8 protein-coding genes are annotated in these 17,131 nt (G+C 36.7%); 4 read left to right on the top strand and 4 right to left on the bottom strand.

All coding sequences use genetic code 11. The features are described 5' to 3' along the window. Positions 1–100: 100 nt before the first annotated feature. Positions 101–5,248 (bottom strand): T9SS type A sorting domain-containing protein, encoded by a 5,148-nt coding sequence (locus J3D55_RS08680; protein WP_259130408.1) that lies wholly within the window; start codon positions 5,246–5,248, stop codon positions 101–103. Between the two features lie 260 nt (positions 5,249–5,508). After that, positions 5,509–10,185, bottom strand: coding sequence for a DNA polymerase III subunit alpha (dnaE, locus tag J3D55_RS08675; protein WP_259130407.1), 4,677 nt, complete (start codon positions 10,183–10,185; stop codon positions 5,509–5,511). A gap of 225 nt (positions 10,186–10,410) precedes the next feature. Here dnaE and J3D55_RS08670 point away from each other — a divergent pair, with 225 nt between their 5' ends. The 3 genes from J3D55_RS08670 (at position 10,411) to J3D55_RS08660 (ending at position 13,620) form a co-directional block, all read left to right on the top strand. Further along, a complete protein-coding gene (locus J3D55_RS08670) occupies positions 10,411–12,483 on the top strand; it encodes an alpha-ketoacid dehydrogenase subunit alpha/beta (protein ID WP_259130406.1) in 2,073 nt (690 codons plus the stop codon). Between the two features lie 101 nt (positions 12,484–12,584). Further along, the gene (locus tag J3D55_RS08665) at positions 12,585–12,773 is read left to right on the top strand and encodes a hypothetical protein (RefSeq protein ID WP_259130405.1); all 189 of its coding nucleotides are present in this window, start codon (positions 12,585–12,587) and stop codon (positions 12,771–12,773) included. After that, a complete protein-coding gene (locus tag J3D55_RS08660) occupies positions 12,736–13,620 on the top strand; it encodes a bestrophin family protein (RefSeq protein WP_259130403.1) in 885 nt (294 codons plus the stop codon). The genes J3D55_RS08665 and J3D55_RS08660 overlap by 38 nt, the downstream gene beginning before the upstream one ends. A gap of 384 nt (positions 13,621–14,004) precedes the next feature. Here the strand turns inward: J3D55_RS08660 and J3D55_RS08655 are convergent, their stop codons facing one another. Further along, complete coding sequence (locus J3D55_RS08655) at positions 14,005–14,463, bottom strand: Lrp/AsnC family transcriptional regulator (protein ID WP_259130402.1); 459 nt, start codon at positions 14,461–14,463, stop codon at positions 14,005–14,007. A gap of 154 nt (positions 14,464–14,617) precedes the next feature. Here J3D55_RS08655 and J3D55_RS08650 point away from each other — a divergent pair, with 154 nt between their 5' ends. After that, entirely contained in the window at positions 14,618–15,844 is a 1,227-nt protein-coding gene (locus tag J3D55_RS08650; protein ID WP_259130401.1) for an aminotransferase class I/II-fold pyridoxal phosphate-dependent enzyme, read from the top strand. A 236-nt stretch (positions 15,845–16,080) separates the two neighbouring features. Here J3D55_RS08650 and J3D55_RS08645 read toward each other — a convergent pair whose 3' ends face one another. Then, positions 16,081–17,085, bottom strand: a complete 1,005-nt coding sequence (locus tag J3D55_RS08645) for a glycosyltransferase family 2 protein (protein ID WP_259130400.1) — start codon at positions 17,083–17,085, stop codon at positions 16,081–16,083. Between the last annotated feature and the right edge of the window lie 46 nt (positions 17,086–17,131).

Genomic DNA, 17,131 nt, shown 5'->3' with positions numbered 1-17,131 from the left:
TACTTAATAAAAGCTTGCTTAAAAAAATTAACTATTCATAACATAACAAAAAAAATAGCGACCAAAATTGGCCGCTATTCTAATTAAAGGTTAAAATTGATTATTTTTTAATTGCTTTGACTGTTTGCTTAGAACCGTCATTCATATTTAAAATAATTATGTACATACCTGAGTTCAATTCTCCTAAATGAAGTGTTGAACTTGGTTTTTCTATAGTTTTTACTAATCTTCCCGCGATATCAACAATTGAAATTGATTTTACATCTTTCACATCTGAAATATTTAATACATCAGCAAATGGGTTTGGATATACTTTTATTCCTTTAGTAGATACCGTTTCGCTCGTACCAAGTACAGCAGCTATTTCTGCATAAGATAGAAAACCTGTATAATTAGCAGTTGCCAATGCTGTAGTAGACTGTGTAGTATTTGGTGTACCAGCGGCATAAGTACCCGTAGTACCAAATAAACTATCATACATTCCACTTGCAGTTGGTGCAATTACCGGGAAATTAACATTTGTAATTGCATTATCTCCTAATCTTACATTAATTGTTGAGAACGTACCAGATACTAAAGGCGCTTCCCATCTTCTTGTCGCAGATAAATTTTGGATCGTAGTAGATGTTGTTCCTGAGTTAGTATCAAATGCCTCTGCTTTCATATTAGCTATCGCAGTAGTTGCTGGTGCCAATGAAATTGGAGCATACGCCGTTTTACCTACAGGATATAATATATAACTAGTAGCAGCATTTGCATTTGCAATTGTTCTCGCAAAAGGACCTTTTACATAAGCAGTTGCACTACCTCCAGATAATGTACCTGCTGCCGTTGCCGTTCCTAATGTCAATAAATTAGTATTTGTGGTATTTACAAAACCTTGGGTTAAAGTTAATGTACCGCTTACCGAAATAGGCACATTTAAAGTTACCCCTATTGCATTCGAATTATTAACTATAAGGTTTGCTAAATTAGCTGAAGGACTAGCAACTGCATTACTAAATACACCCGTTCCAGAAATGCTTTGTGCATTTGGATTAGGATCTATGGCAACAGAAGTCGCATTTGGCTTAGCTAAAGCTAGATTCACTACATTAGAAACCAAAATTCCATTATTAATTAGATTACCACCTATAGTATTAAGATACAATCCTGTAAATCTAATCTCAGAATTAGCATTAATGGTTAAATCACCCAACATACCTATTCCTTCCGGTAATGTTATAAATCTATTTCCTGTAGCAGATGCTCCATTCACTATTATATTTCCAAAATTTAATCTTGCAGAAGACAAATAAGGATCAAGAATGAAACCTCCCGTATTGGTTGTTACATCTGTAGATATACCATTTCCAATTTTAAGCGTATGCGCTACAGTTGCATTTGCATAAGAAGCATTGTTGAAACCTAATGAATAATCAGAAGTTGAAGTTCCAACGTGAGGATCAACTATAGTTAAATTACCTCCTGTTAAATTCACTAAATTACTATTAAATCTTGCTATAGTAGTTCCAGTAGCCACACTATTTGCAGCTACACCAGCAGCATTACCATCAATATTAATATCTCCACCAGACTGGTTGAATGTAGAAGTTGAATTATTTAATAAGTTTCCATTAATGTTCAAAATACCACCAGAAACAGTCAATGTCCCGTTATTTGTAAGGAAATTATTATTCAATGTACAACCTACTGTTAGATCTCCAGAAGCATTTACCAATGTTCCTCCTGTATTTATAGTAACATTTTTAGAAACACTTCCTGCTGAGTTTACGGTTACTGTAGTGCCCGTTGCAATTTGAACTATATCCGTACAAGCAGGTACTGTTCCTTTGTTCCAAGTAGCACCAGAACCCCAATCGCCATTTACTACAGATACAAAAGGAATATCCGAAGCTGCAATACCTAAATAGTAAGTATTACCCAAATTAGCTAATGGGACAGCTGTTCTTTGTGCATTTACATACGTTGTTCCTGTTTGGTGTGTTCCTAAAGCTGGAGCTGATGCTAAAGTTATTCTACTATTTCCATTAGCAGCACCATAAATACTTTGTCCGTTTATAGCCATACTATAAGCAGATGTTCCTGTAATCCCTGATTGAGAAACAACCCAATTAGATTTTGCTTGTGTATCTACAGTGTAAGCTCCGTCTACAATGCTTACAACATTTGTTCCTGCAACATCATTATACTGAACGGCTATTTTACCACCAGTAGTCGCGGCTGTTGTTTGGTTCAAGTAAAGATTTCTTGCAACAAAAGCTGTTGATGTTCCTGTAGCAAAAGGATAAACTCCTGTTCCCGCTCCTGATGGCGTTGTACTTGCAGCAATAGTCGCTCCACCTGTTGTTGTCGGCCACCATCTTGCAAAAGTACTACCTGTAGCAAAACCACCTGCAGCATAAGATAAAGTTCCGTTGGAAGCAGCTGAAATACCTAAAACAAAAGTATTAGCACCTGTATTTACAAAACCTGTTGTCATCGTTAAAGTTCCTGAAACCGTTCCTGTATTTGCCCCGCTCAATAATGAGTTTGCATTGGCAAAAGTAACACCAGTTGAAGAACTATTATTAATTGCCACTGAAGTAAAATTGGCAGTAGAACTTGCTGTAACAATATTATTTCTAAATACACCAGATCCTGAAACAGTCTGAGGTGTAGTAGAAGCTGAAGCAGTTGCATTTTTGAAATTTTGGAAATTCAACGTGGAAGCAGTATGTGTAAATGTACCATTATTGGTAAAATTACCTGCAATACTTATTCCGGATGTTGGCATTCTAAATTCTCCATTTGCATTAATAGTTAATGTATTAATACCAATCGTTGTGGAAGAATTTGATACATATCTATTTGTACCTGAAGCTCCATCTATTATTACATTGTCAAAATATATTTTGCTTCCTGCATTGTTCCAAATAAACCCTCCCGCAGCTGAAGCAGTTGCAGTAGTTCCTCCTGCATCGGCAGAAGATCCGTCACCAAACTTTAAAGTCCAGCCTACCGTATTATCAATGGCAGTTCCACCAGAATAGGAGAATGCGTATGAAGTCGTACTATTAGCTGCGTGAGGATCTACCAAAGTCATAGTTCCACCAGTAAGTGTTACATTTCCAGTAGCTATATTCACTATGTTTGTACCCGAAGCTACACTTGTTGCTGTAGCTCCTGCATCGTTTCCATCAACATTAATATTTCCACCCGTTTGAGCAAAAGTAGAACCTGATACATTATTAATGTTACCATTTACTACTAAGTTTCCTCCAGATACCGATAACGTACCGTTGTTATTAATATAATTATTTTTATTAGTACAACCTACCGTAAGAGATCCTCCTGTTGCAGATAAAGTACCTCCTGTATTAATAATAATATTGTTAGGCGTTGCTGTTGTTGCAGCACTTACAGTTACCGTATGACCTGATAAAATAGATGCATTTGCACAACTTGGCACTACTCCTCCTACCCATGTACTTGTACTTTCCCAAGGACCAGATTGAGCCGATTCTATAGGAGCTTCTGATGCAATCGAAGCTAATGTATAAGTAGCTGCTATATTTGCAACAGGTACTGCAGTTCTTTGTCCCATAGGCTGGTTTGTACCTGCCTGAGCAGTTCCTACCAACGCTCCATTGTTTAATATTGCAACATTTGCACTAACAGCCGTATAAGTTCCCTGACCCTGAACTGCAAAAGCATGAGTAGCAGAGGAAGTATATCCCGCAGAAGTAGTTACTACCCAATTAGCGTTCGTTTGTCTATCATAGGTTAATGAACCTTCAGTTAGAGGGGCTATTGCAGAAGTACCGGTAACACCGTTAAACTTAACTGCCATTTGCCCCGCCGTAGTTAGGGCTGCTGTAGCTCTATGAAAATGATTAGCATTGTAAAAACCTGCACTTCCTGTCACAAAAGGATAAGTACCTGCACCTGCTGTAGGTATAGTTGCTGCAGCTATTGTCGTTCCTGATCCTGTTGTTCCAAACCATCGACTAAATGTAGAGCCAGAGGCAAAACCACCCGCAGTATACGTTAGTGTACCCACAGTTGTACCGCTAACACCCAATACAAATGTATTAGCCCCCGTGTTTACAAGACCATTTGTAAAAGTTAGTGTTCCTGATGCAGTACCTGTATTTGTTCCGTTTAACAAAGAATTTGCATCACCAAATGTTACTCCTGTTGAAGAAGTATTGTTGACATTTATACTTGTAAAGTTAGCTGTTGGACCAGTAGTTAAGTTTCTAAAAACACCACTCCCTGAAACAGTTTGAGCATTCGTTGATGGAGAAACAGTTAAGGATGTAGATGTAGCAGACGTGGCATCTGCAAAAAATACAGTTCCTAAACTTGTAAAGGTTCCATTATTTATAATATTCCCTGAGAAATAGCTAGCTCCAGTTGTAGCACTACTACCTGAGTTTCTAAATTCTGCACCAGAGTTAATAGTTAAATCTCCATTAATGACAGTATTAAAATATGTACCATTCATGAAAAGAAATCTATTTGTACCTCCAGTAACTGTTTCTAAAATAACATTTTTAAATTTAAAGATACCTGTACCATTCCAACCATAAAAATTAAAACCATTCGTCCCTCCATTATCTGTAGAGATTCCATCGCCAAATTTAAACGTATGTGTTCCTGTAGCTGAAATTGCTCCAGCTGTAGGAGCTGTTACTTGAAAAGTGTAAGTAGTTGTATAATGCGGATCAACAATAGTAAACATTCCTCCTGTAAGATTAACATCCGTGTTAGCTGTTGGAGCAAAACTTACAATAAATGTACCCGAAGCAACACTTCCTGTTGCAGAGCCAGCATTGTTTCCATCTACTGAAATTGTTCCTCCGCTTTGGTTCAGTTTACCTCCCGTTCCTAAATTAAAGTTACCATTTACAACAATATTCCCCCCTGAAACATTCAGAGTTCCACCTACAGTACTCAAAGTTGAATCAAATGTTCCCACTTTACTCACCGTAAGGGTATTTGCTGCAACAGTTAAACTTCCAGAAGTAATGGTAAGCTGTCTGACTGAAGCATTACCGGGAAGCGTCATTGCTGAAGCATTTTGTATAACAAAATTATCAGCATTGCTAATGCTGGTTGGGGAGGTACCTGTACCATCTGTGGCAGTACCCCAACTGCCCACAGCTGTAAAATCCGTGGCCGAAGCCTTCGAATAATACGTGGTTTGTGCTTTCATTGTTGCAAAACTGCAAATCAATAAGAGCCAAAGATAAGCTTTTTTCATACTTAGTTAAATTAAAATTAGAGGGTGAAATTACTAAATATTTGCATTACAAATCAAAAAATGTCTTAAATCTTTAAATAAAAAGTCTTAAAAACCTTTAAATCATTAACAATTACTAAACAAGCATTTGATTTAAAACAAACACAAATAAACATAAACGAACTTAAATAATCAAGACCCTCATTTTCAGTCATTTACCATCCAAACAAAAAAAAGTGACTTAAAAAAGTCACTTCCTATATTTTAAAAAAATATTTTTTTTAATTCAGATAAAACTCATATTTATTGAGCAATTGAATTTCTTTAATCAAATCACCATTCAAATTCACCGAATGTTTCAGAGATTGCACTTCCAAATGTTCAGTTTTAGCATCTTCATCCACATTTTTAATATAAAATTTCAGCTTTTGATTTCCCTGATTTCTTTCCAGAACCGTTCTGAAGAAAGTTAAATCTTCCGGTCTGAAATCCATCACATCCATCACCAAAGAAATACTTTTTGCAAACCTCTCAAACGCTTCCTGAAGCTCAATCACCTCATTTACATTCACAAAAACACGCCCGTCTTTTACCTGAGCAAATTTTATTTTTAAAATAACAAATCGCTGAACTTCAAGCTTTTCCTTCAACTTCATATAATCCCGATCTCCCAACCTGAAAGAATACGACCCGGAATAATCTTCCAATGTAACAAAAGCGACCTTTTCACCACTTCTGAAACCATCTTTCACCACATATTCCGTAATCAAACCTGCCACAGTGTACTCTTTTCCGCCGCCGCCATTTTCTCTTTCTTTCTGCAGCGTTTTCCAGTCTTTTTTCTTTTCTTCGAACAATTCTTCCTGCTTATTCGCAAAAGCCTGTTCTTTATATGCATCAACCTCATCAAGATTCAAAAAGTGGAAAACTCCTTTCGGTTCTGCTTTTTTCTTTACTTCTTCAATGATTTCTTCTTCACCAACTTCAAGATCATCTGAAACAATTTCAATCAAATCTGCCACTTCATCCACAGAATCTTTCTCCAAAATCGGAACCTCATCGGTCACAATTTTTTCATCCTGATCCTTTTCCAAAACGGCATTTTTAGAAAGCTGTCCCTGCATAAACTGATACTGAAATTTAAATTCATCAAGCGGATGCGCAGAAAGATAGAAACCGATGATTTCTTTTTCTTTATTTAATTTATGCATGTTTGGCCATTCCGGACAAGGCGGCAATTTGGGTTGCTCGATCTGAACTTCTTCCGCAAAATCTGCAAAAAGAGAATGTTCCATCTCATTTTTACTTTCCTGGAAGCTTTGTCCGTATCTTATCAGTCGTTCCAGATTCGTTCTTCCTGCCATATCAATATCAAAATACTGACCTCTGTGGAAAGAGTCCAATTCGTCGAAAGCTCCCGCCAATACTAAACTTTCAGACACCCTTTTATTCATTTGAGAAGGCATAATTCTCTCAAAGAAATCATAAATATTTTTAAATCTTCCGTTCGTTCGTTCTTTCGTAATCGCCTCACTCGGTCCTTCCCCAATTCCTTTAATCGCGCCCAACCCAAAACGAATCTGCCCTTTTTCGTTTACCGAAAATTTGTAATGAGATTCATTTACATCGGGACCCAAAACATCAACACCGATACTTTTGCAATCTTCCATGAACATGGTGATAGATTCCGTATTGTTAATGTTGTTGCTCATTACACTCGCCATATATTCTGCGGGATAATTCGCCTTCAAATACGCTGTATGATAAGCAATTAAGGCATAACAAGTCGAGTGAGATTTGTTGAAGGCATATTCTGCAAAGGCTTTCCAGTCGTTCCAGATTTTTTCTAATCTTTCTTCGTTAAGATTATTTTTTCTTCCGCCTTCAATGAATTTCGGGTACATTTTATTCAGAACGTCGATTTGCTTTTTACCCATCGCCTTTCTCAGCGTATCGGCTTCACCTTTTGTAAAGTTTGCCAGTTTTTGGGATAAAAGCATTACCTGCTCCTGATAAACGGTAATTCCGTAGGTTTCCTTTAAATATTCTTCGGTTTCCGGCAAATCGTAAACAATTTCCTCGATCCCGTGTTTTCTATTAATAAAGTTTGGAATATATTTAATCGGACCCGGTCTGTAAAGGGCGTTCATGGCAATAAGATCGGCAAAAACCGTCGGCTTAAGCTCTCTCATGTACTTTTGCATTCCCGGACTTTCATACTGGAAAATCCCAACCGTTCTTCCTTCTTTAAATAACTGGTAGGTTTTTGTATCATCAAGCGGAATCGTATCCGGATCGATATCAACATTATGTCTTGCTTTAACCAATTTTAAAGCATCTTTAATGATCGTCAAAGTTCTAAGACCCAAAAAGTCCATCTTCAGAAGACCCGCACTTTCTGCCACCGAGTTGTCAAACTGCGATACCAAAATATCTGCATCTTTCGCTGCGATTGTCACCGGAACCAGATTACTCACATCTTCCGGCGTAATAATAACTCCACAAGCGTGAATTCCGGTATTTCTGATACAGCCTTCCATCTTTTTGGCACTCGAAAGCACGTCGTGGCGCTGATCTCCCGGAGTATTCAGAACATATCTCATCTCATCGACGAGCATTTGATCTTCAGGTTTTAATTTATCATATTTTGCTAAAGCTTTCGCAATATTCATTCCCGGACTTGGAGGAATCAATTTAGTAATATTAATCGTATCCGGAATCGGTAAATCTAATACTCTTCCCGCATCTTTAATCGCTGATTTTCCACCCAAAACTGAGTACGTGATAATCTGCGCTACCTGATTTTTACCGTATTTTTCAACCACCCATTTGATAATTTTATCACGACCCTCATCATCAAAGTCAATATCAATATCGGGCATGGAAACCCTTTCAGGATTCAGGAATCTCTCAAAAAGGAGATCGTATTTAATGGGGTCAACATTGGTAATTCCGGTACAATATGCTACGGCAGAACCCGCTGCAGAACCACGACCGGGACCCACCCAAACTCCCATTTTTCTGGCTTCATTACAAAAATCCTGAACAATCAAAAAGTAACCGGGATACCCTGTATTAGCAACTACTTCCAGCTCAAAATCAAGACGTTCCTTAATTTCATCTGTAATTCCTGTTTCGGCATATCTTTTTCTTGCTCCTTCATAAGTTAAGTGAGTTAGATAGGCCATCTCACCACGTTTTCCGCCATCAATCTCATCTTCTGCATGAATAAATTCTTCAGGAATATCGAATTTTGGAAGGAGAACGTCTCTTTTTAAAGTATAAGGTTTGAATTTTGCCGTAAATTCTTCATACGCATCAAACGCATCCGGATAAGAAAGAAAAGTTTCTTTGATCTCATGAGCATTTTTCATGAAATATTCTCCTGTCGCCAAACCTCTTCTTTTTCCAAAGCCTTTTCCGACAGGTGTTGTCAGTTTTTCACCATCTTTGATACAGCTTACAATATCCTGAATATTAGAATCGTCTTTATTGGAATAAAAAGTCTCGTTCTGTGCTAAAATTTTAACATCATATTTATCTGCAAAGTGTAACAAAACATCATTTAAATGCTCTTCTTCAGGAAGATTGTGGTTTTGAATCTGAACATAAAAATCATCTTCAAAAGTATCTTTCCACCATTTGAAAAGCTCCTCCCCTTTTTGTTCACCCGTATTTAAAATCGCATCCGGAATATCTCCAAGAATCCCGGAAGTTAAAGCGATAAGACCTTCTTTATATTCAGCAATCACTTCACGACTGATCCTCGGAACTCCGAAATAGAATCCTTTTAAGAAACCGATACTTGAAAGTTTTGCTAAATTTTTATATCCGTTAAAATCTTTCGCCAGCAAAACAACCTGTGTTCTTCTGTCGGGATCGTCTTTCGTAAACTGCTTCTGCTCGTAACGGTCTGAAATATAAAATTCACAACCCACAACAGGAATCAAAGGTTCTGAAACCGGTTCTTCTTCATTGAATTCCGTTCCGTTTTCTTCTGCTTCCTGTTTTTTAGCTACATACTCTTTATGCTTTTTCGCACGGTCTCCATTTTCACCTTCAACCGCGGAAACGAATTTAAAAGCTCCCATCATATTTCCCAAATCCACCATTCCGACAGCAGGGAAATTATCATCTGAAGCTTTTTTAATAAGATCATTAATGCTCGAAGTCGCACTCAAAGTCGAGAAAACACTGTGATTGTCAAAATTGAAATATCTTCCAAGATCGATATCATCAATACTTCCGACATCAGATTGTTTTTTCTTGTTGTTAAAATCTGCAACCTGCCTTCTGATAACAATTCCGAAAGGTTTTATCGGATCAGGATGAAGCGTTTTGAAATAGGCAAGCTGATCTTCCGAAGTTTTCAAAACCTCAGCAGGAATCACCCCGATTCTCATCATTTCGAAGAAAACCTGAGCCGTTGCATTTACATCGGCTGCCGCGTTGTGCGCTTCATCAAACTTATGACCGTATAATTTTTCGTATAATTCTTCAAGTTTCGGAGATTTGTATCTTCCGCCTCGACCGCCTCCAAGCTTACAATAATCCGTACCCAAAATCATGGTGTCGGCTTTTGGCTTTTCCTGGAGATTATCCTGTATATTTTTTCGGTAAAATTCTGCTCCTACAATATTGTAATCAAACTCAACATTGTGTCCGGAAACAACTCTTACTCTGTCTAAAACTTTAGCAAATTCATTTAAAATTTCTTCAAGATCACGACCTTCATCATTCGCAATTTTCGTTGTAATCCCGTGAATTCTTGCAGCATTAAAGGGAATATCGTACCCTTCAGGTTTTATAATATAATCCTGATTTTCTATTAAAGTTCCGTCATCATTATGCAACTGCCACGCAATCTGTACCATTCTTGGCCAGTTGTCTGAGTCTGAAAGCGGAGCGTTGAAATTCTTTGGTAAACCCGTGGTTTCTGTGTCAAAAACTAAATACATGTAACTTTTTTCAGCTTTTAATTAAAAGAGAATGTAAAGTTACTTCAATTTTTTGTCTTTTGAAATTAGTTTTATAAATCATTCCCAATCATGGTATATATATTGGGCGATCATCAATTAACTTTAACCAAGAAATATCAATTAAAACTCAATGAAAATCATTCAATTACCCCAAAAACACTAACAATTGTTAGTATTTTGTTTTTTTGTTTATCTTTGCTTTCTATGGAAAATACACTTCACGAGAAAGTTTCACAGGACATTTTGCTTAAGGCTTATAACCACATGATGCTTGCAAAAGCTATGGCAGACATTTACGAGGAAAACAGAAATGTTACCAAATATGTTCATAGTACATCAAGAGGTCATGAAGCCATTCAATTAGCAACGGCTTATCAGTTAAAAAAAGAAGACTGGGTTTCTCCTTATTACAGAGACGAAAGTATTCTTTTGGGCATTGGTTTCGAACCTTATCAATTGATGCTGCAGTTATTGGCAAAAGCTGACGATCCTTTTTCCGGAGGTAGATCTTATTATTCTCACCCTTCAAGCAGAGATGAAGACAAACCAAAAATCATTCATCAGAGCTCGGCAACAGGAATGCAGACCATTCCGACCGCGGGAGTTGCGCAAGGGATAAAATATATTCAGGATTTTAATTTACAGCAGTTTGAAAACAATCCTGTTGTCATTTGCAGTCTTGGAGACAATTCGGTAACGGAAGGTGAAGTGAGTGAAGCACTTCAGTTTTCCGCGCTGCATCAACTTCCAATTATTTTCCTGGTTCAGGATAATGAATGGGGAATTTCTGTAACGAAAGAAGAAGCAAGAACTTGTGACGCTTACGATTTTGTGGCTGGTTTCACTGGTTTAAGCAGAATGAGAGTAGACGGAACAGATTTCGTTGAAAGTTTTGAAGTGATGAAAAAAGCGGTTGATTTCGTACGAAATGAAAGAAAACCTTTGGTTGTCTGTGCAAAAACAGTGTTGATCGGTCACCACACTTCAGGAGTAAGAAGAGAATTTTACAGAGACGAAGAAGATTTAACGAAACACAGAGCAAAAGATCCGGGAGAAATCCTTAGAAATCAATTGCTTGATGCGGGAGTTGATGAAGAATTATTAAAACAAATTACTAAAAAAGCGCGTCTTGAAGTTGAAGAAGCTTTCGAAAGAGCTCAAAAAGCAGAAGATCCGAAGCCTGAAACAGTGATGCAGCATATTTTTGCTCCGACTCCTATTACGGAAGAAGTGGGAACTCGTGAACCGGAAGGTGGTGAAAAAATCGTGATGGTTGACGCTGCGATTCACGCCATTCAGGAGATTATGTGGAAACATCCTGAAGCTTTATTGTACGGACAAGATGTTGGGGAAAGAATCGGTGGAGTTTTCCGTGAAACGGTAACTTTAGGAAAGAAATTCGGAAGCAAGAGAGTTTTCAATACAGCGATTCAGGAAGCCTATATTATTGGTTCTACGACGGGAATGAGTGCAGTTGGTCTGAAACCGATTGTTGAGGTTCAGTTTGCAGATTATATTTATCCGGGAATCAATCAGTTGATTACGGAAATTTCAAAATCGAGTTATTTAACTCAGGGTAAATTCCCAGTTAGCAATATCATCCGTGTTCCGATTGGAGCTTACGGAGGTGGTGGTCCTTACCACAGCGGAAGTGTTGAAAGTATTTTAGCGAATATTAAAGGAATTAAAATCGCTTATCCAAGCAATGCAGCAGATTTTAAAGGATTATTAAAAGCAGCTTATTACGATCCGAATCCGGTGGTAATGTTGGAGCATAAAGGTCTTTATTGGAGCAAAGTTCCAGGAACTGAAGATGCAAAAACGATCGAACCGGCAGAAGATTATATTTTACCTTTCGGAAAAGGAAAAGTAATTATCGAAGCTGATAAAGAGGAGACTGAAAAAGGCAGAACTTTATTGGTGGTAACTTACGGAATGGGCGTTTACTGGGCGAAAGAAGCAGCAAAAAGCTTTAACGGAAGAGTGGAAGTAATCGATTTGAGAACTTTAATTCCTTTGGATGAAGAATTGGTTTTCGAAAGAGTAAAAGCTCATGGAAAATGTATCGTTTTAACGGAAGAACAGTTAAACAATTCATTCGCAGAAGCCTTTGCACACAGAATTTCTAAGAATTGCTTCAAATATCTAGACGCTCCGGTTGAAACAATGGGATCTTTAGATACTCCGGCTGTTCCGATCAACTTAATTCTCGAAAAAGAAATGCTTCCAAATGCTGAAAAGCTTGCGAAGAAAATTGAAGAAATGCTGAAATATTAATTCAGATAAAAATATAATAAGACCTCTAAAATATTTTAGAGGTTTTTTTTGTGTCTGCTTGTTAATTTTTAATACCTTGGATTAAATTTTCAGGAACACTCATGATCACTACAAAATACGTCAATTACAGACAGGTTCTTAATCTATCAGGAATTCATCTGATCTGGATCTCCATTTGGTGCACATTAATTGCCGTTTTATTTCACTTTTTTCATTGGGAATGGATGATTATTCCGTGGGTTTCCTGTTGCGTTGATTGGTACTGCAGAAGCGTTTTTGGTTGGTTTTAAAAACAATCAGGCTTACGACAGACTTTGGGAAGCCAGAAAAATCTGGGGCGGAATTGTGAATTCAAGCCGATCATTTGCTTCGATGGTATATGCTTTTAACACAGAAAATGAAGAAGTGGGAACTTTTGATCTGGAAGACCGAAGAAAAAAAATTGTTTATCGCCACATTGCATGGTTGTATGCTTTCCGTGAACAGCTTTTGGTTCCCACAGAATGGGAGCACATTAGTGCCGAAGAAGAACATTCGCACCATAATATCAATCAACGACGCCACAGACTTATCAAAGCTGGATTTCCGGATTATGGGAGAACGTCGATTTTTCTTAATAAATATTTATCCGAAGAAGAAGCTGAACTCCAGTCTCACTATAAAAACTTTGCCACTTACCTGATCTCACAACAGGCAAAAGATGTGAATGAATTAAAAAATCATAAAGCTATTTCAGATTTTAATCAAACTCAATTGCAGACTTGTTTAAATGAATTCTACGGTTTTCAGGGACAGGCTGAAAGAATTAAAAAATTCCCGTCTCCAAGACAGTTTGCAAGTACTGCATTTGTTTTTAATGTTCTTTTTATTATGCTGCTTCCCTTAGGTTTGGTGAGCGAATTTGCAAAATTGGGCGATTGGGGAATCTGGACTTCCATTCCGTTTTGCATCACGATTGGCTGGATTTATATTATTATGGAATTGGTGGGAGATTATTCCGAAAATCCGTTTGCCGGATTGATGTTCGATATTCCGATACTTTCTATTTGCAGAAGTATTGAAATCGATCTTTTACAAATGACAGGAGAAACTGATCTTCCTGATCCGATTGCTTCTAAAAATGGAGTTTTGATGTAATATTTGTTTATTTTTAGTGCGATTTAAACATTAAGAGCGTGTTTAAAATTTTCTTACAAATTTTTGTAATCCCGTTGAAATATAGTTTTTATGTTTTCTTGAGAATAAAAGTTTTGTATCAAAAGACCTAAGCTTTTTTCAAATGGAATTCACTATTATTTTTAACGCAAAGATTATATTTATATTTCGTATTATTTTAGGAAGCAAAGACAAATAAAATTTGCTTCGCAAGGCGTGAAAACAGCGCTTCATCAAATCAACTTGTTGATTCATCTTTGCTCACTTCAATTAAATTACTATTGAATTAAATCTTTGCGTTAAAAAGTTAGTAATGGTTTTTAAAATGTTTGAATTAAATTTAAACAGGCTCTAAGAAAATGAAATTTACAAAACAATTGCCGTCGTATTTTTCACCTCAGAGATCATAAAAGAACTGTGAGTACTTGCAATATGCTGTAAAGTTGTGAGTTTCGACAACATAAAATTTCGATAATCTTCCATGTCTTTCACCCCGATTTTTAAGATATAATCGTAATCTCCGCTTACGTGAAAACATTCTGTGACTTCCTGTAAATTCATCACTTCTTTTTCAAACTGAAGAACGTATTCTTTTTTATGCTGCGTTAATTTCACATGACACAACACAATAAAATCTTTGTTGATTTTATGTCGGTCAAGAATCGCAACATATTTAGAAATTACCCCTGTATTTTCCATTTTCCGGATGCGCTCATAAACGGCAGTAACAGACAATCCAAGCTTATAAGACAGCTCTTTGGTGGTTTGTTTTGAATCTTCCTGTAAAAATAAAAGCAGTTTTTTATCGATTTCGTCGAAGGTCATAGATAAATTTTTGTTAAAAGTTTAAGATTTTCAAATATAATAAACTTTATTTCTATAAAATTAAAGTTAAATAGATTTATATTCTAATAAATTAAATTTATGTTGTAATAATTCTGGAATTAATTCAAATTTAGCAGACAAAAATCTAAGTTATATGAAAGACTTTAATGCTGCAAACGAAATCCAGGATTTACAATATTTTGGTGAATTTGGTGGAGTAAATCCATCTATTTCAGACAGTTCTACTTATACTTTTCTTTCTGCAAAAACAATGTTTGATACCTTTGAAGGCAATGCAGACGGATGTTATCTGTATTCGAGACATTCTTCACCAATGAATCTGTACCTTTCACAGGCATTGGCAAAACTGGAAAACACTGAAACAGCCAACGTTACCGCTTCAGGAATGGGCGCTATCACTTCCGTTTTGATGCAGCTTTGTAAAAGTGGAGATCATATTATTTCCAGCAGAACAATTTACGGCGGAACGTATGCTTTCATGAAAAATTTTCTCCCGCCATTTAATATTGAAACGACTTTTCTGGATATCAACAATTTTGAGTCTATCGAAAACTCAATACAGGAAAACACAAAAATTATATATTGCGAAAGTGTAAGCAATCCTCTTTTGGAGGTTGCGGATTTGAGAAAGTTGTCGGAAATCTGTAAAAAGCACAACTTAAAACTGATTGTTGACAATACTTTCTCACCACTTTCTATTTCGCCAACTTTATTGGGAGCAGATGTTGTGATTCATTCTTTAACGAAATTCATCAACGGAAGCAGCGATACTGTAGGAGGAGTGTACTGTGGAACTCAGGAATTCATTAATGACACCAAAAATGTAAACTCAGGAGCTTGTATGTTGTTGGGACCGACAATGGATAGTTTCCGTTCGGCAAGTATTCTGAAAAACCTGAGAACACTTCACATCAGAATGAAACAGCACAGCCACAACGCCATGTATTTGGCAGAGAGATTCGAGAAAGACGGATTAAGAGTTTGCTATCCAGGATTAAAATCCCACAAAAACCACGAATTAATGAAAAGCATGATGCATGAAGAATACGGATTCGGAGGATTATTAACATTAGACGCCGGAACTACCGATAAAGCCAACGAATTGATGGAAATGATGCAACAGGAAAATTTGGGTTATCTGGCGGTAAGTTTAGGATTTTATAAAACATTATTCTCATGCTCAGGAAGCTCAACTTCATCTGAAATACCTGAAGAAGAGCGAGAAGCAATGGGAATTTCCGATGGATTAATCAGATTCTCCATCGGTCTGGATCATGATATCGAACGAACCTACGAAAAAATGAAGGAATGCATGCTAAAAACAGGCGTTCTCAGCCATGAAGCGATCTCTATATTCTAATTATTTTGTTTATAAAGCTGTTGTTAATTCGACAGCTTTATTTTTTTTAACCGTAGTTTGGGATAAAAATTTCATGCATCTTTTAAACGCTATGCTCGCAAAGTTTTTTTAAATTAAAGTTGAAAATATTTTCGTTCGCAAGGGCGTTTCACTCAGCTAACAACGCAATTAGCCTTTGTCACCGGAAAAATAAAAATTATTACTTCTAAAGTCTTTTGTGGTTAAAGTTTTCCAAATTAATTTTTATGAAAATGCTTCGGGAAAGCATCTTCGGGTTTCATTTTGAAAATATTTAGTAAGATCCATGATTTTAAGAAACCGTAACCATAAGAAAACATTTGAATGTATGTGGAAATTACCGCCATTCCGGCAATACTTATATTTTTGGTAACAATTAGCGCATGAAATAATACCATGAAAGTGTATAATCCGTAAAACGCCAGAATAATACCTCGCCCTAAAATAAAATACTCCAAAAATCCTAATATATAACCTAACATAAATAAGGTAGGAAAGGCAAATGAGATTTTCACATAATTCGGATGTCTCTGGTTAAGAATCGGTCTTGCACAACCGAATTGATAGACTTGTTTTGAAAACTTTCCGAAATCAACCCTACGTTTGTGATAGACTGCAATCGTATCAAAGAAAGCTGTCGTAAAGCCATTTTCCCAAAGTGTCATCGATAAATCCGGATCCTCTCCTATTCTCATTTCAGAAAATCCGCCAACTTTTTCGAAAACCTCTTTTTTCACTCCCATATTAAAACTTCTGGGCTGGAATTTTGAAACCGCTTTTTTATTTCCTCTAATTCCGCCCGTTGTAAAAACTGAGGTCATGGAATAAGAAATCGCTTTCTGCATCAAATTGAAACCTTTATGCGCTTTATCTGCACCACCAAAAGCATCACATGGAATTTCCACAATGCTTTTTTTGATATTTTCGATATAATCTTTCTCTACAATCACGTCGCTGTCTACAAAAACCAGCCATTCGTTGGAGGCTCTTTTGGCTCCGTAATTTCTCGAAAGACCCGGTCCAGAATTATCTTTTCGGAAATATTTTATACTTAAAAAATCTTCAAATTTCGCAATTGTAGGCTTTAAATCAATTAAAGAACCATCATCCACAATAATGATTTCAAACTCTTTATCTGTCTGTGCAGTGAGAGAAGTAAGGAGTTCGAAAAGTTCGTCTTTACGATTAAAAATAGCAACGATGATGGAAATTGTAGGTTTCAAATCTGAAAATTTTTCAAAATTACTTATTCACGGATGAATGCGCAAA

Origin of the sequence: Chryseobacterium ginsenosidimutans, from assembly GCF_024807225.1 — a bacterium.
Taxonomy (GTDB): Bacteria; Bacteroidota; Bacteroidia; order Flavobacteriales; family Weeksellaceae; genus Chryseobacterium; species Chryseobacterium ginsenosidimutans.
This window is presented reverse-complemented; position numbering and strand designations above follow the sequence as displayed.